Consider the following 23,325-nt stretch of genomic DNA (forward strand, 5'->3'; position numbering starts at 1 on the left):
CTATGTCACAGACCTACTTTTCCATCCTGACGGAGGCCGGCGAGGCAATGTTTGCCAACGCTACCGCGCTCGGCATCCCCGTCAAGCTCACCCACATTTCCGTGGGCGACGGCGGTGGCAATCTGCCCACGCCGGACCGTAAGCAATCTAGCCTGGTCAATGAGCAACGTCGTGCACCGCTTAACAGCCTGGCGCAGGACATGACGAACCCTGGCCAGTTCATCGCCGAGCAGGTCATTCCCGAAGACGTCGGCGGTTGGTGGATACGCGAGATTGGTCTCCACGATGAAAGCGGCACCCTATGCGCCATAGCGAACTGCCCGCCATCCTACAAGCCAAAGCTCGCAGAAGGATCGGGGCGCACGCAGGTGGTGCGAATGGTGTTCCTGGTCGGGAGCGCCGACGCCGTTGAACTGAAGATTGATCCTTCCGTGGTACTGGCAACACGTCAGTATTGCGACAGCGCTATAGCCACCGAGCTGGATAAGCGCGACGGCAAGCAATCGGTGCGCGCAGCCACCAACGCTAAGCTTGCCGCGCTCCATGGCTTGCTGACAGTCGACGGTGTTAGGCTAAAGGCGGCAGACCGCGTGCTGGTGAAGGACCAGGCGGCCGGGAAGGACAATGGTATCTATGTCGCCACAGCTAGCGCCTGGGCACGCGCATCAGATGCAGACGCTGCGCTCGAAGTGACACCTGGCATGCTGGTTCCCGTTGAGGAAGGCACCGCCAACGGCGATTCGGTGTGGCAACTGGTGACGGATGGGCCTATCGTGATCGGCAACACCGCCTTGGCCTTTGAAATGGCTGCGGGGCGGACCGGCGTGACCGCAGGGACTTACCGCAGCGTCACCGTGGACCCGCGCGGGCGCGTCACCGGCGGCTCCAACCCGACCACCCTTGCCGGATATGGCATCACCGATGCTGAACCTGCCCTGGGCTTCACGCCGGTTCAGCAGGGCGGCGGTGTGTTCCAGGGCACCAACAAAGTAAAGCTCGGCTGGGCGCAAGACGGAAGCGGCCTGAAGGTTACGGTGGACACCAGCGACCAGGGCTATCTCGTCTTCCGCGATAGCCCCGCATTCATCGGCACTCCGTCAGCCCCGACGCCGCCAGCGGGTGACAACAGCACGCGCATCGCAACGACCGCTTTTTTCGTTGCCGCGATGGCGGCAGCTCGGAAGGATGAGATCGGGCGGATCGTGTTCGAGGCTCGCGCAGGGGCTCGCGCGGGTTATATGAAATTGAACGGCACGCTGCTCTTTCGTGCAGATTACCCGCTCCTATGGGCATATGCGCAGAGTTCCGGCGCACTTGTCACCGAAGCGGAGTGGCAAGCCGGCTTCCATGGCTGCTTCTCCAGCGGGGATGGCGCGACAACGTTCCGTATCCCTGACTTCCGCGGCGAATCCATGCGTTTCTGGGATGACGGACGGGGCGTCGACTCGGGCCGTCGTCTTGGCAGTTGGCAGGACAGTCAGAACCGCGCCCATGCGCACGGCGCGGCAGCCAGCGCTGTCGAAGACCACGTCCATAGCGGATGGACTGACGCACAGGGCAACCACTTCCACGAGTGGGGTGCAAATAACCTGAACGGTGTCAGTAGTGGCGGCGGCGCTCCAGGCAATGGCGGCAGTCCGCCGAACCATACAAGTTGGGCCGGGAATCACGGCCATAACGTGGGCATCGGCGGTGCTGGCAAACATTCACACCACATCACCATCTACAGCGACGGCGGCGCGGAAGTACGCGTGCGCAACGTTGCCGTCTGCGCCCTGATTCGGGCTTATTAAGGAGTCAACATCATGCTAATTCACTGCTACGACAACCAGACCGGTCAGTACATCAGCAGCCGCCTTGCCGATCCGGATCCGCTTCACGAGGGCCGTTGGCTCGAGCCGGCATTCACCACCCCGATGCCGCTACCGGACCGCGCGCCAAGCACCTGGCCATTCTTCGTTGACGGTAGCTGGGTCATGGCGCCGGACTTTCGCGGGAAGATGCTCTATCGGCAAGACACCGGCGACGCCGCGGAGATCCTCGTTCCCGGCGTCACCCCCGACGAGGCCGGCCTGACCACACTGCCGCGGCCATCCAGCGAGCATCGCTGGAGCGATGGGCAATGGGCGCCCGATCCCGAAGCCGTGGCCCAACGCGAACGCGAAGCAGCGATGACTGAGTTCGAAGCTCTCTTGGCCGGGGCTCGCGAGGTCAATGCCGGTAAGGCCGATGCCTATGCAGCCGGCTTGCTCACGGCCTTTGAAGTGGCCATGTTCAAGGCCTGGGCGAATTATCAGATGGACCTGGTTCGCGTACTGTCCATGCCGGGCTTCCCGGCAGAGCGCGCCTGGCCTGCCGAACCTGACCCGGTAGAAATCGCTGCAGCGGTCGAACAGGCCGCAATGGCTGCGGCAGAGAAGGAAGCCGCGGCGAGCGTGGCCGCCGACCCAACAGCCACGTAAGCCTCTTAGCCGCCGTAGTTTCTGTTGTCTCGCACGCCCCCACAACAGCGCGTGCGCGACAGCCTCGCGCGTGCGCAGCATCCTACCGGGACGATCCCTTCTTCGTCTGACCATTCCCGGAGGACTGCATGCCAACCGAATACCACCACGGCGTCCGCGTCATCGAGATCAACGATGGTACGCGGCCCATCCGTACCATCGCTACCGCCGTCGGCGGCATTGTCTGCACTGGCGATGACGCCGACGCCACAGCCTTTCCCCTCAACACCCCGGTCCTGCTGACCAACCCGCAGGTTGCCATCGGCAAGGCTGGCGACAAGGGCACCCTAGCTCCATCGCTGGACGCCATAACCGACCAGGCCAACCCGCTCACGGTGGTGGTTCGCGTCGCAAAGGGCGCCACCGAGGCCGAGACCACGAGCAACCTGATCGGCACCACCAATGCGCAAGGCCGCTTCACCGGCATGAAGGCGCTCCTGGCCGCGAAGAACCGTCTTGGCGTGACGCCGCGCATTCTCGCTGTGCCCGGCCTGGACAGTCTGCCGGTGGCGAGTGAACTGGCCACCATCGCGCAGAAGCTACGCGCCTTTGGCTATGTCTCTGCGCACGGTTGCGAAACCAAGGAAGAGGCCGTTGCCTACCGCGACAACTTCGGGCAGCGAGAACTGATGACCATCTGGCCCGACTTTATCGGCTGGGACACAGTAGCCAATGCCGAGCCGACCCTGTGGGCCACCGCGCGTGCAGTTGGCTTGCGGGCGAAGCTGGACGAGGAAGTGGGTTGGCACAAGACGATTTCCAACGTGGCCGTGAACGGCGTCAGCGGCCTGTCCAGGGATGTCTTTTGGGATCTGCAGGATCCCGCCACCGATGCCGGATACCTGAACAGCAATGAGGTGACCACCCTCATCAACTTCCAGGGGTTCCGTTTCTGGGGTTCGCGCACCTGTTCGTCCGATCCGCTCTTCGCGTTCGAGAACTACACACGCACGGCACAGGTGCTGGCCGACACCATGGCCGAAGCGCACGCCTGGGCCATGGATCTGCCCATGACGCCCTCCCTGGTACGCGACCTGCTCGAAGGCATCAACGCCAAGATGCGCGCCCTGGTTCGCCGGGGCTATCTGCTGGGTGGTGCCGCCTGGTATGACGCGGGTGTCAACACGAAGGAAACGCTGAAGGCCGGGCAACTGTCCATCGACTACGACTACACACCCGTCCCGCCGCTCGAAAATCTGATGCTACGCCAGCGCATCACGGACCGCTACCTGATGCAATTCGCGCAGGCCGTGAACGCCTGATAGGCGCGCCAGCATCGCCCAACCCAACAAGGAAATGCCATGGCACTGCCACGCACACTCAAGAACTTCAACGTCTTCGCAGACGGCGTGAGCCACGCCGGCGAGTGCGAAGAAATCACCCTGCCGAAGCTGACGCGCAAGCTGGAAGAATACCGAGCCGGCGGCATGAACGGGCCTGTCGACCTGGACATGGGCTCGGAGAAACTGGAGCTGGAGACCACCTACGGCGGCCTGATGCGAGAAATCCTGAAGCAATACGGCGTGACTGGTGTCGACCGCGCAATGATCCGGTTCGCTGGCGCCTACCAGCGCGACGACACGGACGATACCGATGCCGTGGAGATCGTCGTGCGCGGCCGACATACCGAGATCGACTTCGGCAGCGGCAAGGCCGGCGACAAGAGCCAATTCAAGGTCAAGTCCTCGCTTGCGTATTTCAAGCTGACCGTGAACGGCGAAGTCTGGATCGAGGTCGATCACGTCAACTTTATTGAGATCGTGTTTGGCGTGGATCGCCTGGCGGCACAGCGCCGCGCGATGGGCCTGTAAGTCAGCCTGCCGGCCTGGCCACCGGCCCCCTTCTGCAACTCACTGAGACACCATCATGACCGAACAAGCCGTTGAAGTAGTCGACCTGGACACCCCCATCAAGCGCGGCAACGAGACCATCACCAAGATCACCGTGCGCAAGCCTGGCGCCGGCGAGCTGCGCGGTTGCAGCCTGATCGACCTGATGCGCATGGAAGTCACCGCGCTGCATGCCGTGCTGCCGCGTATCACCTCCCCCACGCTCACTCAGCAGGACGTCAGCAAGATGGATCCCGCGGACCTGATGCAGCTCGGCACGGCGGTGAGCAATTTTTTGCTGCCGAAGGCCGCGAAGGCCGAGGCATACCCGCCCGAGTCGAAGACGCCGCCGCAGACGTTGCAGTGATCTTTGGTTTCGGCCTGGCGGAGCTGTTCGCCATGGGTGTGGGCGAATTGATGGCATGGCGCGAGCGCGCTCGGGAACGTAGCGGAGTGGATGAATGAGCGCGAATCGCAACCTGAGGTTGGAGGTCATCCTCCAGGCGGTGGACCGCGTGACGCGCCCGTTCCGCACCATCATGGGCAGCAGCTCGGACCTGGCGCGCACGGTCAAGGCGACGCGTGACCAGCTCCGCGAGCTGAACCGCACCCAGGTGAACATCGACAGCCTCCGCAAGTTGACCAAGGATGCCGCCATCACAGAGAATCAGTTGCGCGGCGCGCAGGCACGCGTCAAGGCACTCGCGCAGGAGATGGCCGGTGCCGACCGGCCCACGGCGGCCATGACGCGCAACTTCCAGGCTGCAGTGCGTGAAGCGCAAGCATTCAAGCAGCGCGGTGCCGACCTGCAGCAGAGCCTCCAGGGCGTGCGCGGCCGTCTTGAGGCTGCCGGCGTCAGCACCCGCAGCCTGAATCAGGCACAACGCGATCTGCGCGGGCAGATTGGCACAGTCAGCCAGGCGCTGGCGCAGCAGGAGGCGCGCCTACGGGCGGTGGGCGAGCGCCAGCGGCAGATGGCCAGCGCACAGGCGCAATACGCCAAGGGGATGGGCGCGCGCAACGCCATGCTCGGTGCTGGGGCGACAACCATGGCGGCCGGTGGCGCCGTGTTGACGCCGATTGCCAAGGCGGTGAAGGACTTTGTGAGCTACGAAGACGCCATGCTGGGCATCGCCCGGCAGATCCCCGGTGCGCGAGACGATGCCGGAAAGCTGACGCAGCTCTACTACGACATCGGTGCGGCAGCCAAGAAATTGGGCGAGGACATTCCCATCGCCACCAACCAGATCATCGAGATGACCACGGCCGCCGCGCGCATGGAAGTCGGCACCAACATGCTGCAGCAGGCCGAGGACGCGGAGGCGGCGGGCAACCGCATTGAAGCGGCCCGCAAGCGCGCGCTTGGCATCTCCGAACTGATGGAGTTCAACAAGACGGTGGCGATGATGGCCACCGCCTTTGATGCCGTGCCCGACGAGATCGCGGAGAGCATGGGCAAGGTGGCCAAGAATTTCAAGATTCCCGTGACACAGATCCGAGGGCTTGCGGATTCGATCAACTACCTGGACGACAATGCCATCAGCAAGGGCGCGGACATCATCAACGTGCTGAACCGCATCTCCGGGGTGGTCTCCACCGTGAAGATGTCCTCCACCGATGCCGCGGCGCTCGCGTCGACACTGCTCACCCTGGGCGAGCGCACCGAGACCGCCGGCACGGCCATCAACGCCATCACGCAGAAGTTCGCAGCAGCCGAGAAAGGCACGAAGAAGTTTCACGCCGCGGTGGCGGAAATCGGCCTGACCTCCGAGGGCATCCAGAAGGGGATGGCCGAAGACGCCACCGGCACGATGTTCAAGGTCATCGAGGCCATTCAGAAGCTGCCAAAGGACAAGCGCATCGGCGTCATGGTGGAGCTGGTCGGCATGGAGCACTCCGACACCCTTGCCAAGCTGGTCGACAAGCCGGAAGAGCTGAAGCGCCAGCTGGCGCTGTCCCGCGGCACCAAGGCGCAAGGCTCGATGGAGAAGGAGTTCTCGGCTCGCCAACAAACCGTCTCCGCGGCGTGGGCGCGCCTGCAGAACAAGCTGTTCAACGCCAGCGCCGCAGGCGGCGAAGTGCTGCGCCCGGTGCTGGTGGACCTGATGGACAGCATCAGTGGCCTGATCGATCGCTTCAACGCCTTTGCACAGGCGAACCCCGGGGTTGTAGCCTGGCTCATCAAGGGTGCCGCCGCCGTTGGCGTGCTGCTGGCCGTCATGGGTGCCCTGACCCTCGCGCTGGCTGCCGTGCTCGGCCCGCTGGTGATTGCGAAGTACGGCCTGGCCATGCTCGGGGTCCACATGGGTGCCGGCGCGGGCATCGCCGCACGCCTCGCAGGCGCATTCAATGTCGTCAAGAATGCGGTGGGCCTGCTCGGCCGCGCCCTCCTGATGAATCCCATCGGGCTGGCCGTCACCGCCATCGCTGTGGCCGCCTACCTGATCTACAAGTATTGGGAGCCGATCAAGGATTTCTTCACCGGGCTGTGGGTCAAGGTGACCAGCGCCTTCCAGGGCGGCCTGGGCGGCGTGCTGGCGCTGATCCTCGATTGGTCCCTGCTGGGCGCGCTTTATCGCATCGTCGCGCCGGTGCTCGAATATTTCGGGATCAAGCTGCCAGCCAAGTTCAGCGAGTTCGGCGCCAACCTGCTGCAGGGCCTGGTCGACGGCATCACCAGCAAGCTCGGCGCTGTGCGGGACGCCGTGGTGGGCGCTGGCGCGAGCGTCGCGGCATGGTTCAAGGAAAAGCTGGGCATCCACTCCCCTAGCCGCGTCTTTGCCCAGCTGGGCGGCTTCACCATGGCCGGGCTCGAGCAGGGCCTGGCGCAGGGCCAGGGCGGCCCACTGCAGGCCATGGCACGCCTCGCCGCGGCCGTGACGGCTGCCGGTGCTGCGGGACTTGCCGGGGGCGCCGGCGCAGCCTCGCGCACCGCGGCGAATGTCGCGCGCACCGTAGCTGGCATAGGCGCAGGCGTTGCCTTCGGTGCCGGCGCGCCAGCCGTGGCGGCGGTACCTATCGACAACCGTCCACCGCTCGCCACGCATGTGACAAGCATGGGCGGTGCCGCCGCCGCGCCAGCGCCGATCATTATCAACATCCATCCACCAGCGGGCGCGGACGAGCAGCTGATCGCGCGCCTGGTGGAAGAGAAGCTCCGTGACCTGGAGCGCCAGCGCGGCGCTCGGGAGCGCTCGCGGTTCACCGACAGGGACTGACCATGATGATGGCACTCGGGCAGTTCGTCTTCAGCCTGGAGACGGCGCCCTACCAGGACTTCCAGCAGCAAATCGGCTGGCAGCACCCCTCCAACAATCGGATCGGCCGCCGGCCCGCCCGGCAGTTCCTTGGCCCCGACGACGAAACCATCACGCTGGCGGGCCTGCTCGTTCCCGAGCTGACCGGCGGCGACGTAACGGTCGATAAGCTGCGCAAGATGGGCGATGCCGGCGCGGCGTATGTGCTGGTCGAGGGCACTGGCCGCTACTACGGGCTCTTCGTGATCGAGGGGCTAAGCCTCACCCGTACCCTCTTCTTCCAGGACGGCAAGGCGCGGCGGATCGAGTTTTCCCTGAAGCTGACCCGCGTGGATGATGAAGCGGAGGCGCTGATTGGCCCCGGGCTGGTGGAGGATGGGCTCGCATGATCCGCTCCAATGCGAAGGTCGAGCCGCGGGAGATCACCGGGCGCGAGCCCAAGCCAATCTACCGGCTCGCGCACGACGGCAAGAACATTACCGCTCGCTTCCAGGGGCGGCTCATGAGCCTCACGCTGACGGACAATCGGGGGTTCGAGGCCGACCAGCTGGATATCGAACTGGACGACCATGACGGCATGCTGGATCTGCCGGAGAAGGGTACCCGGTTGTCCCTCGGACTCGGCTGGGCAGATACCGGCGTGGTAGACAAGGGCACCTACAAGGTGGATGAGATCGAGCACAGCGGCCCGCCTGACAGGCTGACGATCCGCGCGCGCAGTGCAGACCTGGGGAGCGACCTGACCACCAGGAAGGAACGCTCTTTCCGCGACCGGACCGTGGGCGCGGTAGTGCGCGCTATTGCCAGCAGGAACGAACTGGCGGCAGTGATCGCGCAGCAACTCGCCGACCTGGTCATCGATCACCTGGACCAGACCGGCGAGTCCGACGCCAACCTGCTCACACGGCTGGCAAAGGACTACGACGCTATTGCCACCGTCAAGCAGGGCAAGCTGCTGTTCATCAAGGCAGGCGAGGCGTTGAGCGCATCCGGGATACCGTTGCCCGTTGTCACCATCACCCGCGCCTCAGGCGATAAGCACACCTTCAACATCGCCGACCGGGACAACTACAACGGGGTCAAGGCCAGCTACCAGGACACGCGCGCTGCGAAGAAGGGCGAGGTGGTCATCGACGCGTCGAACGCCGTGACGGTCAGGGAGAAGCCCAACTCGAACAAGGGCAAGAAGACGAAAGAGACCGTCACCACCTACCCCAACCCGGCCAACGTGAAGGTATTGCGGCACACCTACGCCAGCAAGGCCAATGCCGAACGTGCCGCGCGTGCTGAGTGGCAGCGCCTTCAGCGCGGCGTGGCCACCTTCAGCATCATGCTCGCGCGCGGAAGGCCCGAGCTATTTCCCGAGTTGCCCGCCATTGTGCAGGGGTGGAAGCCGCAGGTCGATGGCATCAACTGGACTATTTCGAAGGTCACGCACGCGCTAAGTCACCACGGATATACGACGGAGCTCGAACTGGAGATCAAACTGGACCGGCCAGGCGAACCCCCGGAAGTCTCCGGCCCGTTATGAGATTTCTCTCATTCGCTTCCTCAACGATCCGCGGTACGGTCTCGCGCATGAACGAACGTTGTGCTCGTTGCAAGTCGGGAGCTGCGGTGGCCAGGAAAGTAATGAAGACCCAGCGCGTCTGTGCCGGTTACGGAAATCTGCAGATCGATCGCCTCGTGGTGCTCGGCGATGCGCACATCAATACCATGCAGACACGTGCGCAAGTACTGGAAGATGGTCGCGAGCCCTATGGACACTCAATAGGTCTCGGCGAAATTGTCCTCGCAATCGAAAAGGCGGAGGAAACCCTTGTCGATGGGGCGAGGGTCTGGCGTGCGTTGACGCGGCACCTAAGCGCCTCAGAACTAGACGAGACCCAGCCCGACAACGACGCGACCGTGGCGCGGCACTGGGCCGCCAGGTCATATCTGGTCAACTGGCTTACCTGCAGACGCGGCGATGCGCTAACACGAGCTGAAACCATCGGGCAGATCGTCCGGATGTGGGACATCTGCCCCGACATCAGGACTGGGACGCAAGAGTTTTCTTGGAGTCGCTACAGGACGCGCGATTTAGCTGCACTCAATGATGTGCAACTGCGCGCTGCACTGTGGGTAACGCTTGCCGACTGGCGCGCTTTTTGGCTTGATAAGACGCCTCGATAGCTTGGGCTGCATCTTCGTTGGTTCATCACCGATTTCCGGGATGAAATAAGGGCAGCCGGGAAGCAATCAGATTGCCTGGCGGTAACGTGGGGCCGTCAGCTGATGGGTACTGTCAGGCAGCTCCATTCATTGGAATCTTTCCCTCTGAACCGAAGCGACGGACGACGCGCGGACATTGGTACGTGGCGCCCTGAATCGTGCGCCATTGCCACCAACTTGGACAATCGCTGCTGACGCCCCATCCGCAACAATGTGTGAGCTATGCTTTCCTAATATTACGCCGCTCCGAATGCCTTATACGCAGAAGGCAAACCAATTACGTCGCTAATCGCCCTACCTAATGGATGTAACATTTCGAGATCACAACTCTTCGCTAGCCTTATTTTCAAAGCCAAATGTGGAGATGTTATTTTTGTAATTGCTCGCATTCTCTGAAATATAATTGGCAGTGTGTAGTTCTTTGCCGAAACGTATGTACCAATAAAGCAACGACTGTGGTCTATGCGCGCATTTATGGCGTCAATGGTAGACTGCACACACTCACTCCCAAATTGCAATATCAATGCATTTCGAATTTCATCCACCACCGCACATATTTTTCTCTGATCCAGATCTCCGGAACCGTTAGCCACAAAATCCTCCTTTTTGCGTGAAGTTGTGGGGATTCCGCTCCTTAGCGCGTGGGCCGCCGCATAAATTATAAATAAGGATCGCAGAGCATCAAGAGATGCCTCTTTCCATTTTTCATAGGCAAGCTTTTCACGCAACACATCATACGATTGCTCAGGATCTTCATCATCCATACAATTTACGATGCTGTGGCTATCAACAAGAAAATTCTCAATGCAGTATACGTGAAGGGGAACAACATTCTTTGGCAAGACTTCAAACTCTCCGGTCATAAGATACAGGTCTCCATCGACCAAATAGACCTCTCTTCGCCCACGAGACTCCGATTCATGCGCTCTCTTTATAACCTCCTGCCTAGAACCAAGAGGAAATATCTTTGTAATGGTTACCTGATCAGCAAGAAGCCGCGTAAGGAGAATATTGAATATCTTCTCATATCCCAGGGCCGTATCTTCGATATAGATATCGACGTCGTTAAAATCTTCGTAAAGCACCGAAGTGGCAATTTTTGCCGCCGACGAACGCTCCGGAATATCGATCATCTCGTCACCCCGAGCGCCTTATATTTTCGCACTCCAATAATTTCTGGCGAGTGAGTTGCAAATATATATTGCTTTTTGTCATTCAACTCAACGAGCTTGTCCACTAGCGCCTCTTGCCACTTCAAGTGAAGCGAAAGCTCTGGCTCGTCAATAATAATCACATCGGCGCCGCGCGGAATAAAGATAGCATGCGCTATCAGTATAAGAAGTTGGCGCTCCCCGGAAGAGAGAGCCTGCATGGGCACCTGTGATTGGCTGTGGTGAACCAGTAACCCGCCCACCTCATCCACTGATGCAACCTTCTTTGAATCTGAGAAGAAGAAATTGACCGTTTCCAAAAATTTCTTGATTGGCCGATACGCCGCATCAGCACTCTGCTTATTTCGATCCATCTCACGCAGAATGTCCTCGATGATTGTAACTCTAGCTTTATTTAGCAGCCATTCAATATTAAGTCCTTCGCGCTCCCTAGCCATATTATTAAAAGAAGATTCCAAGCGTGTAAAAAAGCTTCCAATCTGATCCGATGTATCATCGGCATCGCCGAGAATTTTCGCGATATCGCGCTGAATTTCCGAGCGCCTTTTAATAATTTGTTGAAAATCAGCGTAGCCGGCCTGTTGCAACCAGTTTACATCTAGCTCACTATATTTGAATGTTGATCGAAATATAGCATTTGTAATCTTCTCATTCTGTCTATCGCTGACCTGCCGGAAGCGGCGATAAGCGCCCTGAAGAAGAGATCGTGTTACTTCCAGACCGTCTACGGCCGCTGACGCTCGAAATGGGCGTGGACCGGCCCGCAGAACCTTTCGACGCATTTCGACAGAATATTCGTCTGCGTCTAAGTCCTCCTCCGTCCAACCGGGGCGCCTATCAAGACCAAGGAAAATTGGTTTATTAATTTCACGCAGAAAAGCCGACACATTATTCTTATTCAGGTGCAGGCTTTTGAAACGAAGTTCCTGCAAATGATCGCGCATTCGATCACTCTTTGAATAATCTTCCCCCTCCATAACCAAGATGGGAAATTCCAGCTCTCCAACCTCATCTTCCAACCGTACGCGAAGCCTCTCACGCGACTTATCAAGTGATAAAAGCCTAACTCTCCTTGCCTCGTCCTGGACGCCTATTGTCATCCCCCTGAAACCGATTGCAAGAAGATCTGGAAGATTTAGCGTCAGGGCAGCCTGAATTAGCTTCAAAGCAGTAGTTTTCCCCGATCCATTAATTCCGACAACGAAATTTATGTCGGAATTAAAAACCATTTCAAAATTGTACGTTCCGTGAACGTGATCAGCATAAAATGATATTAGTTTCACTAAATTCACCGATATAGATAATGTCTTTCTGCAACCTTTTTTGGGGGGGAATGACCTTCCAAATTACGCCCATCCCGGTTCCAATCCACCCCGCCCCACCAACAGCCGCCCCCTACAACGAGCTATGTTGTACTAAGGACGCGACCAAATCTTCATCGCCTTCCCGAGAAGATGTTGCCCACGCTTGCTAATTTCCTCGTCATCCCACTTTGCAACGGTTTTGTGCTGAAAATAGGCGTTTAGCAGCAGCAGGCTTTCGAGGAACTTCGTGCGTTTCCCCGCGATAGTCTTCTCACCGTCGGCCTGATCCTCAAATGGGCCATTGCTAACAGAACTATTCAGCGGCTGAGTTAGCAGCGTAAGGTTCCCGAACGTCTGAACGGCAACCTTTCGCGCTGCGATCATCGCTTGATCGTCGTCAGGCAGCGTGTAGGAAGCGGTCTTTTGCCACGACTGCGGCAAAACATGCTCAACCGTCAGCAACTCAATTTGAGGAGCCCACGTCGTCTCCTGCTTTGAGGTCCGTGACGCGAGTTCTACAGCCCGCAAGACTGCACTTACCTTCCCCGGCCGAAGCAGTTCATAGACTGGGCGGCTCAACCATGCCTCACTAAACTCGGCGTCAGTCGGCCAGCATTGGCTATGCCCCGATAGTTTGAGCAAGTAGCCGCGGAGCGATTCCGCAGGAGAGGCGGACGCCACAACCTCAGTGAGCAAGCGCAGGAAAATCCTGTTGTAGCCTTTGGTAGTAAATCCGCAGACGGCTCGCCGCGTAATGTACGACGCTAGGTCACTCAGCGCCTGCTGCAGTTCCGGACTCGCCTTCGAATAACGTTCGCGCAGCGCTAAGTACACCGGTGTCAGCGTGCTGACGTCCAGTACTCTTACTAGTCGTGCGAACTCAGCCAAATAGTCATCGCCAGCAGGCGAGATCAGCTCGCGGAAGTGTTGGCTACTCTCGACCACTCGCGCCAATTCCCTATCGATATCACGCGATTCGTCCTGCCACCACTCCTTGAAGCCTTGGAACACATGGCTGACCTTGGTTCCCTGACCGCGACGCAAAACCGTGTAATGGAAGAAGAACAAATCAATACGCGGATATGTGATGCGACCCTGACGAACCTTCTCGCGCCAATATCGATTGGCAGATACGATTTGATCCTGGTCGCGCTGTTCGTCGAAATCTCGCCACCGTGTTTCATAAAGACTCCCTACGTCCAGCCCGCGCCGGGCAGCATCAAGGAAGACAAAATTTCGCACCAGGTCGGAAGCAAGCAGGGGCTCGCCTCGCGCGTTCAGTGTCTCGAAAATGACTTGGGGGTCGTCTTCCGTCTCCAACGTCAACGTCATGATCTGAACCAAGTCCGTCAATGCCATGTAGAGCACCTCGGCACGCTCAGGCTGCAAAGCAGCCGCCTCGCTGACCGCAGGGATGGCATTTTTGTTACGGATATCGTGAATGAGAGCATCCGAATGCGTCTGATCGCTTTCTTCACTAGCGGCATCACCTAGCTCAACGCCCCGCAAAAATGCCAAGCAGGCGTGGTAGAGATACAGATAGCTCTGGATCATCAACGGCCTTTCCAGCTTGGACCTCCCCTCTTTGGCCGGATACTGTTGGCATACCGTCACACAATCGGGCGCGGCATCCAGCGCGCGCATCTCAGAGCGCCCGGCTTGCGTGGGCCAAACCTTGAAGTGATCAGTGCTCTCTTTGTATGGCCCGGGATTGCGCACTAAGCCATCCAGCATGGCAGGCACGGCAGAGGCGTCTAACTGCTTCGCAGCATGACGAAATGCTAGTAGCAATAGATGCAAGGTGGTCGTACGTTGCTGCCCGTCAATCACTTCGAAGGCGGGAACGCGCCCGAATGTGCCTGTGACAGGGGTCAATACCACCGAACCGAGAAAATGCTTCTGGAGGGGCTTAAGAGCATGCGCTGATACCTTGCTGCTCTCCTCACTCCGCTCGATCAACTTAAGCGCCCGGTCTTCGAGGTCTGCCCAGAGTGGGGCCACCTGCTTTTCGAGGGTCCATACATAGCCTCGCTGAAAAACCGGAACCAAATATTGAGCCTGCGCGTTGAACAATTGAGTTACTGAAGTCTTGCCGGGCTGCACAGATGATTTCCTTGATTATTATTCTTCCTAGGCCTCGTGCTGCGGAACCTAGCCCCCAACTAATACGTCTTTGCCCAACCCTTCGGATCTCTTCGGATAAGGAATCTAGTCGGTCTTGGCTTTTCTCTTAACACTACTTGAAGCCTTCCGTGAGACAGAATGAGCAGGCACCTGAGCGGAACCGCTGCCGATCTGCAGATTGTGCGATCCGCCAGCAATCACCTGCGCGTGAGCATGAACACCACTCACAGTTGGAGCATCCTTCTCCGCTCGTTGCACCTCTTCCCTGGCTGCGGTTGTATCGCATAGGGTGACGAACAGTTTTTCGAATTTCTCTACTGACAGATCGCCACCGAGGGCCTGCGCGGCTCTGTATGCCTGACCGGCGGCCTGGCGTGCGGCGTCCAGCGAGACTGCGCCTTCCATAGTTCGATGGCCGGTCAGTATGTACGCGATATCAACGCCTGCATCTGCAATGGCAAGTAGGTATCCGGTGTCGGGCGCACGTTCACCCTTTTCATAGTTGAGCTGCGCCTGTTTGCGCACGCCTCCCCGGGCGCCCAGTTCTTCCTGGCTGAGATCAAGGCGCTGCCGCTCTTCGCGGAGACGCTCGCCGACAGTGCTCACAAATCCCTCTTGTAATTCAAACGCAGACCAAATACCGTTGACAGGTACGCAAACGAGTACTATGATTCCGCTTTATGATAGATAGCCTTGCACAAAGTATATCGCCATGTCGATAACCAAGCACCTTGTCTCCCGGTCGCCCCGCGGCGTGCTTACAAGCAAGCCGATTTACACACGCTTGCTCCCCTCCGAGCAGGCCGAGTTCGAGGCGCGCGCCATGAGTGAAGGTCGATCACTATCCAACATGGCCCGGCTCTTCATCCTCATGGGCATGCGGGTTGCTGATGAAGGCAAGCATATGCAGGGGAGGACGCAACAGCAAACAACGCTCGTTGAGGGAGATTGAGCCATGCGCCAACCAGTCCGAATTGAACAAGCTCTGCGTGCGGCGCTCAGCGGCCCAGGCCGCCTGGATATGCAGCGCTCCATTGGCTGGGACAACTCGCAGGTGAGCCGCTTTCTCAACGGCGACCAGGGCGTGGTGATCGACAAGCTAGACACGATGGTGGCGTCGGTTGGCTATGTTCTGGTCACCCGCAAGTATCTAGACGCCGTCGCCACCCTTGGCGAGGTCGGCATGCATTGCGAGTGCGCGCGGCAAGGCATGGGCGAATGCGGGAGGGTTGCCTGATGAAGATGTCCTGCCCCCACTGCAACACACGGCTGCAAATCCGGACCAGCCGGCCCGTTTCGCTGCTATCCCGCGAGCTATACGTGCAGTGCCCGAACGTGGAGTGCGCGTACACCTGCAAGATGCTGCTCTCCCCCGTCCACACCATCGCGCCGAGTATGCAGCCGAACCCGAAGGCCTACCTGCCGCTAGGCCGGGCGCAGCCAGCCGCCAGCGACGAACGCCAACTCGATTTGCTGCTGCCTAGCTGATCTCTTAGCTCCACTCCGTTGAGTACCCACTTCACGCCCTTCCTGGGCGTGGGGGGCTCCTTTTGCCCAAATTCCGCCGCCGATGCGGCTTTGCCCGGGAGAACGCCATGACAGACCACGCCGAATCAGCCGTCCTCGTGTTTGAAGACATCGAGTTCGATATTGTCGATATCCGCAACGTGCCGTGGCTAAGGGGGTTGCAGGTTGCAACGGCCTTGGGCTACCAGAACCCCGGCCAGGACATCAAGAACCTACACTCGCGCAATGCCGACGAGTTCACCTCAGAGATGACCCAACTGGTGGATCTCGACACCGCCGGCGGCCGCCAACAGGTACGCATCTTCAGCCCACGCGGCTGCTACCTGCTCGGCATGCTGGCCCGCACCGAACGCGCCAAGGACTTCCGCCGCTGGGTGCTGGACGTCCTGGAGGGTCGCCAGATACCACGCAAAGTTGGCGCCCTGACGGTGCCCCAACAGCTAGCCGCCCTCCGCTACCGAGGCGCGCTGGTGAAGGAGCTGCCCGGCATCAGGACGCGTGCCGTAGCTGTGGACCTGTACGCCAACCTGCGCCACGTCTCCCGCCTGCTCGGCTTGCCGGTATCGGATCTCGATTCCCTACTGCCGCGCCAGCACCGGCTCGATGGCGTCGCCTGACCCACGCATCGGCAGCCATCCATGAACCCATCCCTCCGCACCGAAGTCACCAGCCGCTTGCTGCGCGACTACGGCTTCAAGCAGAAGAGCACGCCCACCGGCGAGAAGCTGGACGCCGGCGCCTGCCCATCGTGCGGCAAGAAGATGCTGTGGGCATTCGGCGACGCGCCCTGGGTAGTCCGCTGCAACCGGCTGAACCACTGCGGCGCCGAGTTCCATATCAAGGATCTGTACCCGGACCTGTTTGACAACTGGAGCTCGCTGCACAAGCCCACGCCGGAGAGCCCAAAGGCCACGGCAGACGCGTACATGCGCGACGGCCGCGGCTTCGACCTGGACCAGGTGCGCGACTGGTACACGCTGGAGAGCTACTTCAACCACGAGCTGCAGATCGGCAGCGCCACCGTGCGCTTCCCGTTGCCGGCCGGCGGCTACTGGGAGCGGATCATCGACCAGCCGCACCGCTTCGGTAAGCGCAAGGCGAACTTTCACGGCAGCTACGCGGGCACCTGGTGGCAGCCGCCTACGCTGAACACGGCGGCGGTGGACGAGATCTGGATCGTGGAGGGCATCTTCGACGCGATAGCCCTGCTCCACCATGGCATTGCCGCCGTGGCAGTCATGTCCTGCAACAACTACCCGGCCAAGGCGCTGGCCGCCTTGCTCGAGCAGCTGGCGGCGCTAGAACGGCCACGGCCCACGCTGGTGTGGGCGCTGGACAGTGACAAGGCGGGCCGCACATTCGCCAGACAGTGGGTCGCGCGCAGCCTGGAGGAAGACTGGACGGCCACCGCCGCCCAGGTGAAGGCCAGCGGCGCCAAGAAGCTGGACTGGAACGACATGCACCAGCGCGGGCTGCTGCGTGAGCAGGACCTGGACGAGTACCGCTACCTGGGCGCCCTGCTCGCCGCCAACTCGCCGGCGGAGAAGGCAAGGCTGATCTATGGCAGGGGCAGCGCCAGCCAGTTTTCCTTTGACTTCGAGAACCGGCTCTACTGGTTCAAGCTGGACATCGAGGCGCTGAACCGCGAGGCCTATGCCATCCGCGAGACGCACGGCGACATGCCGGAGGCCGAGGTCCGCGAGCAGGCCATGCTGAAGGCAGGCGTGGTCGTGAACATCGCTACGTGCTTACCCGCCGCCTTGTACTACCAGGCCAACGCGCTGACGGACGAGAGCTGGTACTACTTCCGCGTCGCGTTTCCTCATGACGGAGCGCCGGTCAAAAACACCTTCACCAGCGCGCAGATCGCCTCCGCCGGCGAGTTCAAGAAGCGGCTGCTGGCCGTTGCACCTGGTGCGTTCTACACCGGCTCAAACGGGCAACTGGACGAGTACCTGAAGGCGCAGATGCAGCGCATCAGGAGCGTGCAGACCATCGACTATGTGGGGTACAGCAAGGAACACGGGTGCTATGTGTTTCCCGAGGTGGCCGTCAAAGACGGGAAGCTGCACACGCTGAACGACGAGGACTTTTTCGACGTGGGCCGGTTGTCGATCAAGACGATCAGCGGCTCGGCTGGCCTGTCACTCAATGCCAACTCTAAAGAGTTCCGGCGGGACTGGTTGGAACTGCTGTGGCTGGCGTTCGGCGCCAAGGCCATCGTGGCCCTGGCCTTCTGGCTTGGCAGCCTGTTCGCCGAGCAGATCCGCGAGGGCGAGGGCATCAAGCACAAGAGCTTTCCCTTCCTGGAAGTGGTGGGCGAGCCAGGCGCGGGCAAGACAACCCTGATCGAGTTTCTGTGGAAGCTGTGCGGCCGACGGGACTATGAAGGCTTTGATCCGTCGAAGTCTTCTCTCGCCGCCCGGGCGCGCAACTTCGCCCAGGTATCCAACCTGCCGGTGGTTCTGATCGAAGGCGACCGTGGCGACGACGGGGCTAAGGCCAAGGGCTTCGACTGGAACGAGCTCAAAACGGCCTACAACGGCCGCAGCACGCGTGCACGCGGCGTGAAGAACGGCGGCAACGAAACCTATGAGCCGCCCTTCCGCGGCGCCGTGGTCATCAGCCAGAACGCCGAAGTCAATGCCAGCGAGGCGGTGCTGCAGCGGATCGTGCATCTGTATTTCGACCGCGCCGGCCAGAGCGCCAGTACCGGGACGGCGGCCAAGGCCCTGGAGCAATTACCGGTCGAAGAGGTATCCGGCTTTCTGCTGGCCGCCGTCCAGAAAGAGCGCGACATCCTGGCGTCATTCGTTGAGCGTGTGCCGGTGTACCAGGAGCACCTGGCCAAACACCCGGACGTGAAGCACCCGCGCCTGGTGAAGAACCACGCGCAAATTATGGCGCTGGTGGACTGCCTGGGGCATGTGCTGCCCCTGCCCAAGGAATACCGCGACGCCGCACTGCGCCAGCTCACCACCATGACGGTGGAGCGCCAGCAGGCCATCGGCGCCGACCATCCGCTGGTGGCGGAATTCTGGGAGGTCTACGACCACGTCGAATCCGCCGAAGACGACCGCCCGGTACTGAACCATGCCCGCGGCGATGGCCTGATCGCCATCAGCCTGCGGCACTTCGAACAGGTGGCGAACGACCGCCGCCTCAACATTCCCCCGCTTGCCGACTTGAAGCGCGTGCTCAAGACATCGCGGCATCGCAAGTTTGTCGACCTGCGGGTGGTCAACAGCGCTATCAACGCGCACCACAACGCCGAGTATCCGATGTCTCCGAAGCGGCCAGCCACTGTGAAGTGCTGGGTGTTTGAGGGGGAGCGGTCGGCATTTAAAGGAATTTGAGTATGTCATCCATTCACACCTCGCTTTGCAGTGCCGTGCGAATCGACGTCAAGGCGGTCCGATTCCAGCAGTTCACGGCGCGTACCGGTGAGCCCGATTGCATGATCGCTACACAGAGCATCGAAGTCACGCTTTACGACGGCAAGACCTTTGAACTCTTGATTCACCTGGAGGACGGTTGCCCCACGTTGGCCTTGGGCGAGCCACTGGTTATGCCACCTGTGCCGGTGACGGAGGGAGAGACGGCATGAGCGCCTACCTCGTCTATGTCGTCTCGCACGCCGGCATCCGCATGCGGTTCGCCGCCATAGCGCGAACCCGCCTGGATGCTCAGATCAACACGCTGAACCGCCTGACCGAGCCACCCCGCTTCTGCCGCGCCCGCGCGATCGGGAGGGCTGCCTGATGCTCGCCCTGCTCAACCTGTGGATGGTCGCCACCGCGCTGGTATCCGTGTTCCTCTTCAACGTCGGTCCGAAACGGGCGCGCTGGGCCGCCCTGGTCGGCCTGCTGGGACAGCCGGCCTGGCTGTACCTGACCCATGCCACTGGCGAGGCCGGCATGTTCGCGGTGAGCCTGTTCTTCACGCTCTGCTATGGCCGAGGCGTATGGAGCGGCTTCCTCCGGCCTGGAGACCACGATGGCTAAGCCCGAGCTCACCGAAGCCGATCTGCGCCGCGCGCACAGCGCTATGCGCATCGCTACCCCGTTCGAAGCCATGTCCGACCTGGTGCGCCGGGCGCTGGCTGCTGCGGCTGGCGCTATGGCAGTCCGAGACCGTCAGCGCTCAGCGCGGCGGCCGGTGGATATGAAGCGCCGCGCCGGCGGCGATTTTGAAGATTGATATTGCAGGAGGGTCAACCCATGAAGCACGAGATCACCATCGCTATCGATGAACACCAGCTCGCTCAGCATAGCGACGAGAGCCTCGCCACGCTGTGGTACGTCGCCCAGGCCAACCCGGCGCCGTTCGGCGATCCGGCTGCGTGCCACCTGGCCGAACAAATCGGCAGGGAGATCATCTGCCGCTGGTTGCGGATGACGCCGGCGCCGCTGTGGAACTGGCAGGGTAGCCATGTACAGCACGCCTCATTCCATGCAGCGAGGGAGAATGCCGCACGATATCTGAAGCTGCGCGACGTGCCGGTGGAGCAACTCGGCACCCCCGGTGTGCCGTGCATCGCCGTGCCATCCGGACTGCAGAGCGGGGACTATGTGAGTGGCAAGGAAGCAGACGCGGCTGTGGACTCCATCACGAGGCCTGCCGAGCACGGGAGACAGCAATGAGCGACGCGGAGCTGATTGATCGCCTCGCTGCCGCCGTCGCCGAGCGCGTCTTGCCGGCGGTTCCGTTTAACGTGCAGTTGTGGAGCACGGAGGCGATTGCCACCTACCTGCAACGGCCCGCGCAGGTGGTGCGCGAGCGAGTCGTCTGCTTACCCGGCTTCCCCCGGCCCATTCGCCTCCCCGCGGCTGCGGGAAGCAAGGCCACTGCCCATCCCCGCTGGAAGGCTGCCGAAGTGATCGCCTGGACAGAGTCACATCGAGAGAAATTGCCCCGAGGGCAGCGCCGGACAGGCTAGGGCCGATGTGCTTGTTGCTGTAGCGCTGATCTGGGAAGATCGGCGCTACAGTTCGTTACCGCTACACCAACAGCCGCGCAATCTCCGCCGCACTAGCGTTGTAGTAGGTCATCAACTCATTCAGATTGGTATGCCCAGTCATCCGCGCCAGGTCGAGCACCGGGATCTTCTTCGCCAGCCTGGTGATCGCCTCATGCCGCGTATCGTGGAAAGTCACGTCCCCCACCGCCGCCCTATCCCGCCCCACCCGATAAAGCGCGTCCCGACTGCTGTTCGTCAGGTTGAAGAGCGGTTCGCCCTCCTCGACCGCCGGCAACAGCTGCAGCAACTCGACAGCACGGCTCGATAGCGGCACGTCGCGCGCACCGCCGTTCTTGGTTAGGGGAAGATGGGCCACGCGGGCAGTCAGGTCGACCGCCTGGCTTGTCAGCCCCAGGATCTCGCCTGAGCGCATAGCCGTCTCGATGGCGAACAGGAAGGCCACGGCAACGCGTTGCTTGGGTAGGGCGACGGGGAGGCCCTCCTGATAGCCCAGGGCCGCCGTGATCGCGGCAACCTCAGCCTCGGAGATGCGCCGCGCCCTGGGCCGGCTGTCTGGTGGCCGGCGGACCGGCTTCATGGGGTCGGTGATCAGCCAGCCCCATTCGTCCCGGGCCACCTTGAGCGCATGAGACAGCAGGCACATCTCGCGGGACACGGAAGCCCCTGACACCTCGCGTAAGCGGGCGTCGCGCCAGGCGGTGATGTGTTGGACTTTCAGGTCGGCGAGCCGGATCGCGCGGAACGGCTTGCCGTCGATCTCCTTGTTACCAATGAGCTCGAGCCGGTAGATCTCCCAACGCTTGCCCCGTTTCTGGGGGCTGACTTCTCGCTGGTAGCGGTCGAGCACGTCGCCGACCGTATGCGTCTTGCTGCCTTGGCCATCGGCCAGGGAGCGCAACTCTGCTTCCCGCTGTACGGCCCAGGCCTGGGCCGCTGCCTTGGTAGCGAAAGACCGGCTTTCGCGCTGACCGTGGACGAATACCGACGCCTGCCATCCTGCTGCCTTTTTCCTCAGACTTGCCATTGCCCAAATTCCTCAGGGGCCCCCGGAACCAGAGCAAACGCGCTCATCCCGATATTGTGGTGTTCTTATCACCTGGCATTGTACCGAGCAGGCAGCGCCTGACGTAGTGCGGGCGTAATTTGGGCGTAATGAGGCGTAGTTTCGTGGGTTTTTGTGCGGCATTCCAGTCATGGATGCCGAGACGCGCAAAAGCCTAGAAACCCTTGTGGGGCTTAGGTTTGCGGCATGATTTGGTGTGGATTTGGGTAGTGCGGAAAGAGGACTTTGGTGCGAGGAAGGGGCAAGCACACCCTATATAAATCAGTATCTTACAAGAATTATGGGGGCTGAATGGGGGCCAACAGAAGTGCTGAAGAAGGCCGTTTCTGCACCCACATAGTGCCTCTCAGTACACTTTATTGGTAGCACTGTATATCCATACAGTTAACTCGACTATCGGCCATCCCTTTCAGACGACTCTTATACTGGATATCCATACAGTATAAGTGAGAGAGACATGTTCGCCTGCACCCCCGGTATCGTCTACCTCTACAGCCAATCCCACGGGGCCGCGCGTTTGGCCCTCCGCTGCCCCCATCTGACCGTCGACGATCCGCTGCTCACCGCCGACACCTGGAACCCTGAGGTCGAAGCCGCCGCGCAGGCCGCCAGCGCGACCCTCACCCTGACGGAGGTCGATACCGCGGCGATCATGGCGCTGCCGTGGACAATTGACCGCCTAGCGTTCGATTACCAAGGAACGTCGCTAAGCTTCCAGCTCACCAACAGCATCGAGTTCGCAGGTCCTCGCTCGATTCGCCTGCGCACCCGCGGCGAGCGCCACTATGCCACCCGTCAGGAGATGGCATGTTCCCTGTGACCTACCAGGCTGCATCAATCTTCCTGGAAACCCAGTTCCTGCCCGGCGACACTGCCGAGCTGCGTCTGGACTGCGAACACGTCACGGTCACGGCCAGCGCCGTCACCGTGCACGGCATCGAGACACGGCACATTGAGAAGATGATGTGGACGGCCGACTACCTGTCTTTCGAGCAGGACGGCCAGCAACACCGGATCAAGGTTTCCCGACCGGCGGTCAAGCCGCCGCTGCGCGCGCGGTTCCCCCGACGCTGAATAGCCGTACCGCGCACCGCCATGCCCCCCGACACCCCAGAGAATTGGGTTCGCGCGCTACGCCACGCCGTGCGTGGCGGCACGCCGGATGCCTATGGCGATCCGTTCAGCATGCGGCTGTACGTCCTGGACCCTTACGGCCAGCCGGCCCATACGCTGGACGGGAACGCCCATCATGAATTTCTGAGGGGCTGGTTCAAACGTTTCGTGCTGCGCACTGACCTTCCCGAGCAGGATGCCCGCGTCTGGACATGCTTCTGCCCATGGTCGGACACGATG

29 protein-coding genes are annotated in these 23,325 nt (G+C 60.9%); 24 read left to right on the forward strand and 5 right to left on the reverse strand.

Going from position 1 to position 23,325, the window contains the following annotated elements:
* Positions 1 to 2: 2 nt before the first annotated feature.
* The 10 genes from AC1DS6_RS23075 (at position 3) to AC1DS6_RS23120 (ending at position 9,762) form a co-directional block, all read left to right on the forward strand.
* Positions 3 to 1,793 (forward strand): phage tail-collar fiber domain-containing protein, encoded by a 1,791-nt coding sequence (locus AC1DS6_RS23075; RefSeq protein WP_441633670.1) that lies wholly within the window; start codon positions 3 to 5, stop codon positions 1,791 to 1,793.
* Positions 1,794 to 1,805: 12 nt separating this feature from the next.
* A complete protein-coding gene (locus AC1DS6_RS23080) occupies positions 1,806 to 2,462 on the forward strand; it encodes a tail fiber assembly protein (protein WP_441633668.1) in 657 nt (218 codons plus the stop codon).
* 128 nt (positions 2,463 to 2,590) lie between these two features.
* Positions 2,591 to 3,763, forward strand: a complete 1,173-nt coding sequence (locus AC1DS6_RS23085) for a phage tail sheath protein (protein WP_441633666.1) — start codon at positions 2,591 to 2,593, stop codon at positions 3,761 to 3,763.
* A gap of 39 nt (positions 3,764 to 3,802) precedes the next feature.
* Positions 3,803 to 4,312 carry a phage major tail tube protein gene (locus AC1DS6_RS23090; protein ID WP_441633665.1) on the forward strand — a complete coding sequence of 170 codons (510 nt, stop codon included), beginning with the start codon at positions 3,803 to 3,805 and terminating at the stop codon, positions 4,310 to 4,312.
* Between the two features lie 55 nt (positions 4,313 to 4,367).
* Entirely contained in the window at positions 4,368 to 4,697 is a 330-nt protein-coding gene (locus AC1DS6_RS23095) for a phage tail assembly protein (RefSeq protein ID WP_441633663.1), read from the forward strand.
* A 32-nt stretch (positions 4,698 to 4,729) separates the two neighbouring features.
* Positions 4,730 to 4,795, forward strand: a complete 66-nt coding sequence (locus AC1DS6_RS23100) for a GpE family phage tail protein (RefSeq protein WP_441633706.1) — start codon at positions 4,730 to 4,732, stop codon at positions 4,793 to 4,795.
* Positions 4,792 to 7,548, forward strand: a complete 2,757-nt coding sequence (locus AC1DS6_RS23105; protein ID WP_441633661.1) for a phage tail tape measure protein — start codon at positions 4,792 to 4,794, stop codon at positions 7,546 to 7,548. The genes AC1DS6_RS23100 and AC1DS6_RS23105 overlap by 4 nt, the downstream gene beginning before the upstream one ends.
* A gap of 2 nt (positions 7,549 to 7,550) precedes the next feature.
* Complete coding sequence (locus AC1DS6_RS23110) at positions 7,551 to 7,976, forward strand: phage tail protein (RefSeq protein WP_441633659.1); 426 nt, start codon at positions 7,551 to 7,553, stop codon at positions 7,974 to 7,976.
* Entirely contained in the window at positions 7,973 to 9,118 is a 1,146-nt protein-coding gene (locus AC1DS6_RS23115) for a phage late control D family protein (protein ID WP_441633657.1), read from the forward strand. Before AC1DS6_RS23110 ends, AC1DS6_RS23115 begins: the two co-directional genes overlap by 4 nt.
* 101 nt (positions 9,119 to 9,219) lie before the next feature.
* Complete coding sequence (locus tag AC1DS6_RS23120; RefSeq protein WP_441633655.1) at positions 9,220 to 9,762, forward strand: hypothetical protein; 543 nt, start codon at positions 9,220 to 9,222, stop codon at positions 9,760 to 9,762.
* 275 nt (positions 9,763 to 10,037) lie between these two features.
* Here the strand turns inward: AC1DS6_RS23120 and AC1DS6_RS23125 are convergent, their stop codons facing one another.
* The 4 genes from AC1DS6_RS23125 to AC1DS6_RS23140 form a co-directional block, all read right to left on the reverse strand.
* On the reverse strand, positions 10,038 to 10,934 hold the full coding sequence (locus AC1DS6_RS23125; RefSeq protein WP_441633653.1) for a DUF4435 domain-containing protein: 897 nt from the start codon (positions 10,932 to 10,934) through the stop codon (positions 10,038 to 10,040).
* A complete protein-coding gene (locus AC1DS6_RS23130) occupies positions 10,931 to 12,256 on the reverse strand; it encodes an AAA family ATPase (protein ID WP_441633651.1) in 1,326 nt (441 codons plus the stop codon). The genes AC1DS6_RS23125 and AC1DS6_RS23130 overlap by 4 nt, the downstream gene beginning before the upstream one ends.
* Before the next feature lie 132 nt (positions 12,257 to 12,388).
* On the reverse strand, positions 12,389 to 14,380 hold the full coding sequence (locus AC1DS6_RS23135) for a DUF262 domain-containing protein (RefSeq protein ID WP_441633649.1): 1,992 nt from the start codon (positions 14,378 to 14,380) through the stop codon (positions 12,389 to 12,391).
* A 105-nt stretch (positions 14,381 to 14,485) separates the two neighbouring features.
* A complete protein-coding gene (locus tag AC1DS6_RS23140; RefSeq protein ID WP_441633647.1) occupies positions 14,486 to 15,007 on the reverse strand; it encodes a helix-turn-helix domain-containing protein in 522 nt (173 codons plus the stop codon).
* Positions 15,008 to 15,113: 106 nt separating this feature from the next.
* Here AC1DS6_RS23140 and AC1DS6_RS23145 point away from each other — a divergent pair, with 106 nt between their 5' ends.
* The 11 genes from AC1DS6_RS23145 (at position 15,114) to AC1DS6_RS23195 (ending at position 20,867) form a co-directional block, all read left to right on the forward strand.
* Positions 15,114 to 15,353 (forward strand): hypothetical protein, encoded by a 240-nt coding sequence (locus AC1DS6_RS23145; protein WP_441633645.1) that lies wholly within the window; start codon positions 15,114 to 15,116, stop codon positions 15,351 to 15,353.
* A gap of 3 nt (positions 15,354 to 15,356) precedes the next feature.
* On the forward strand, positions 15,357 to 15,638 hold the full coding sequence (locus AC1DS6_RS23150) for a DNA-binding protein (protein ID WP_441633643.1): 282 nt from the start codon (positions 15,357 to 15,359) through the stop codon (positions 15,636 to 15,638).
* The gene (locus tag AC1DS6_RS23155) at positions 15,638 to 15,889 is read left to right on the forward strand and encodes an Ogr/Delta-like zinc finger protein (protein ID WP_441633642.1); all 252 of its coding nucleotides are present in this window, start codon (positions 15,638 to 15,640) and stop codon (positions 15,887 to 15,889) included. The genes AC1DS6_RS23150 and AC1DS6_RS23155 overlap by 1 nt, the downstream gene beginning before the upstream one ends.
* Positions 15,890 to 15,996: 107 nt before the next feature.
* The gene (locus AC1DS6_RS23160) at positions 15,997 to 16,545 is read left to right on the forward strand and encodes a BRO-N domain-containing protein (RefSeq protein WP_441633640.1); all 549 of its coding nucleotides are present in this window, start codon (positions 15,997 to 15,999) and stop codon (positions 16,543 to 16,545) included.
* A 21-nt stretch (positions 16,546 to 16,566) separates the two neighbouring features.
* Positions 16,567 to 19,284 (forward strand): toprim domain-containing protein, encoded by a 2,718-nt coding sequence (locus AC1DS6_RS23165; protein ID WP_441633638.1) that lies wholly within the window; start codon positions 16,567 to 16,569, stop codon positions 19,282 to 19,284.
* A gap of 2 nt (positions 19,285 to 19,286) precedes the next feature.
* Positions 19,287 to 19,535 (forward strand): hypothetical protein, encoded by a 249-nt coding sequence (locus AC1DS6_RS23170; protein ID WP_441633636.1) that lies wholly within the window; start codon positions 19,287 to 19,289, stop codon positions 19,533 to 19,535.
* Complete coding sequence (locus tag AC1DS6_RS23175) at positions 19,532 to 19,690, forward strand: hypothetical protein (RefSeq protein WP_441633634.1); 159 nt, start codon at positions 19,532 to 19,534, stop codon at positions 19,688 to 19,690. Before AC1DS6_RS23170 ends, AC1DS6_RS23175 begins: the two co-directional genes overlap by 4 nt.
* A complete protein-coding gene (locus AC1DS6_RS23180) occupies positions 19,690 to 19,932 on the forward strand; it encodes a hypothetical protein (protein ID WP_441633632.1) in 243 nt (80 codons plus the stop codon). The genes AC1DS6_RS23175 and AC1DS6_RS23180 overlap by 1 nt, the downstream gene beginning before the upstream one ends.
* Entirely contained in the window at positions 19,925 to 20,128 is a 204-nt protein-coding gene (locus tag AC1DS6_RS23185) for a hypothetical protein (RefSeq protein ID WP_441633631.1), read from the forward strand. The genes AC1DS6_RS23180 and AC1DS6_RS23185 overlap by 8 nt, the downstream gene beginning before the upstream one ends.
* Positions 20,129 to 20,148: 20 nt before the next feature.
* Positions 20,149 to 20,571 (forward strand): hypothetical protein, encoded by a 423-nt coding sequence (locus tag AC1DS6_RS23190; RefSeq protein WP_441633629.1) that lies wholly within the window; start codon positions 20,149 to 20,151, stop codon positions 20,569 to 20,571.
* Complete coding sequence (locus AC1DS6_RS23195) at positions 20,568 to 20,867, forward strand: hypothetical protein (RefSeq protein ID WP_043345680.1); 300 nt, start codon at positions 20,568 to 20,570, stop codon at positions 20,865 to 20,867. The genes AC1DS6_RS23190 and AC1DS6_RS23195 overlap by 4 nt, the downstream gene beginning before the upstream one ends.
* Positions 20,868 to 20,928: 61 nt before the next feature.
* Here the strand turns inward: AC1DS6_RS23195 and AC1DS6_RS23200 are convergent, their stop codons facing one another.
* Positions 20,929 to 21,933, reverse strand: coding sequence for a tyrosine-type recombinase/integrase (locus AC1DS6_RS23200; protein WP_441633627.1), 1,005 nt, complete (start codon positions 21,931 to 21,933; stop codon positions 20,929 to 20,931).
* Positions 21,934 to 22,429: 496 nt separating this feature from the next.
* Between AC1DS6_RS23200 and AC1DS6_RS23205 the strand changes: the two genes are divergently transcribed.
* The 3 genes from AC1DS6_RS23205 to AC1DS6_RS23215 form a co-directional block, all read left to right on the forward strand.
* Positions 22,430 to 22,792, forward strand: coding sequence for a hypothetical protein (locus AC1DS6_RS23205; protein WP_477103200.1), 363 nt, complete (start codon positions 22,430 to 22,432; stop codon positions 22,790 to 22,792).
* Entirely contained in the window at positions 22,780 to 23,046 is a 267-nt protein-coding gene (locus AC1DS6_RS23210; protein WP_477103201.1) for a hypothetical protein, read from the forward strand. The genes AC1DS6_RS23205 and AC1DS6_RS23210 overlap by 13 nt, the downstream gene beginning before the upstream one ends.
* A 21-nt stretch (positions 23,047 to 23,067) precedes the next feature.
* On the forward strand, positions 23,068 to 23,325 hold a 258-nt coding region (locus AC1DS6_RS23215), incomplete at its 3' end, for a hypothetical protein (protein ID WP_477103202.1).

It is taken from the genome of Cupriavidus sp. 05L310 (genome assembly GCF_056398185.1).

Excerpts from the sequence above, each read along its gene's own strand:
- AC1DS6_RS23180 (WP_441633632.1), top strand. The coding sequence starts at position 19,690 with ATGCTCGCCCTGCTCAACCTGTGGATGGTCGCCACCGCGCTGGTATCC.
- AC1DS6_RS23190 (WP_441633629.1), top strand. The coding sequence starts at position 20,149 with ATGAAGCACGAGATCACCATCGCTATCGATGAACACCAGCTCGCTCAG.
- AC1DS6_RS23095 (WP_441633663.1), top strand. The coding sequence starts at position 4,368 with ATGACCGAACAAGCCGTTGAAGTAGTCGACCTGGACACCCCCATCAAG.
- AC1DS6_RS23075 (WP_441633670.1), top strand. The coding sequence starts at position 3 with ATGTCACAGACCTACTTTTCCATCCTGACGGAGGCCGGCGAGGCAATG.
- AC1DS6_RS23085 (WP_441633666.1), top strand. The coding sequence starts at position 2,591 with ATGCCAACCGAATACCACCACGGCGTCCGCGTCATCGAGATCAACGAT.
- AC1DS6_RS23080 (WP_441633668.1), top strand. The coding sequence starts at position 1,806 with ATGCTAATTCACTGCTACGACAACCAGACCGGTCAGTACATCAGCAGC.
- AC1DS6_RS23155 (WP_441633642.1), top strand. The coding sequence starts at position 15,638 with ATGAAGATGTCCTGCCCCCACTGCAACACACGGCTGCAAATCCGGACC.
- AC1DS6_RS23165 (WP_441633638.1), top strand. The coding sequence starts at position 16,567 with ATGAACCCATCCCTCCGCACCGAAGTCACCAGCCGCTTGCTGCGCGAC.
- AC1DS6_RS23090 (WP_441633665.1), top strand. The coding sequence starts at position 3,803 with ATGGCACTGCCACGCACACTCAAGAACTTCAACGTCTTCGCAGACGGC.
- AC1DS6_RS23170 (WP_441633636.1), top strand. The coding sequence starts at position 19,287 with ATGTCATCCATTCACACCTCGCTTTGCAGTGCCGTGCGAATCGACGTC.
- AC1DS6_RS23185 (WP_441633631.1), top strand. The coding sequence starts at position 19,925 with ATGGCTAAGCCCGAGCTCACCGAAGCCGATCTGCGCCGCGCGCACAGC.
- AC1DS6_RS23105 (WP_441633661.1), top strand. The coding sequence starts at position 4,792 with ATGAGCGCGAATCGCAACCTGAGGTTGGAGGTCATCCTCCAGGCGGTG.
- AC1DS6_RS23195 (WP_043345680.1), top strand. The coding sequence starts at position 20,568 with ATGAGCGACGCGGAGCTGATTGATCGCCTCGCTGCCGCCGTCGCCGAG.
- AC1DS6_RS23205 (WP_477103200.1), top strand. The coding sequence starts at position 22,430 with ATGTTCGCCTGCACCCCCGGTATCGTCTACCTCTACAGCCAATCCCAC.
- AC1DS6_RS23145 (WP_441633645.1), top strand. The coding sequence starts at position 15,114 with ATGTCGATAACCAAGCACCTTGTCTCCCGGTCGCCCCGCGGCGTGCTT.
- AC1DS6_RS23200 (WP_441633627.1), bottom strand. The coding sequence starts at position 21,933 with ATGGCAAGTCTGAGGAAAAAGGCAGCAGGATGGCAGGCGTCGGTATTC.
- AC1DS6_RS23210 (WP_477103201.1), top strand. The coding sequence starts at position 22,780 with ATGTTCCCTGTGACCTACCAGGCTGCATCAATCTTCCTGGAAACCCAG.
- AC1DS6_RS23120 (WP_441633655.1), top strand. The coding sequence starts at position 9,220 with ATGAAGACCCAGCGCGTCTGTGCCGGTTACGGAAATCTGCAGATCGAT.
- AC1DS6_RS23175 (WP_441633634.1), top strand. The coding sequence starts at position 19,532 with ATGAGCGCCTACCTCGTCTATGTCGTCTCGCACGCCGGCATCCGCATG.
- AC1DS6_RS23160 (WP_441633640.1), top strand. The coding sequence starts at position 15,997 with ATGACAGACCACGCCGAATCAGCCGTCCTCGTGTTTGAAGACATCGAG.
- AC1DS6_RS23150 (WP_441633643.1), top strand. The coding sequence starts at position 15,357 with ATGCGCCAACCAGTCCGAATTGAACAAGCTCTGCGTGCGGCGCTCAGC.
- AC1DS6_RS23115 (WP_441633657.1), top strand. The coding sequence starts at position 7,973 with ATGATCCGCTCCAATGCGAAGGTCGAGCCGCGGGAGATCACCGGGCGC.
- AC1DS6_RS23110 (WP_441633659.1), top strand. The coding sequence starts at position 7,551 with ATGATGATGGCACTCGGGCAGTTCGTCTTCAGCCTGGAGACGGCGCCC.
- AC1DS6_RS23125 (WP_441633653.1), bottom strand. The coding sequence starts at position 10,934 with ATGATCGATATTCCGGAGCGTTCGTCGGCGGCAAAAATTGCCACTTCG.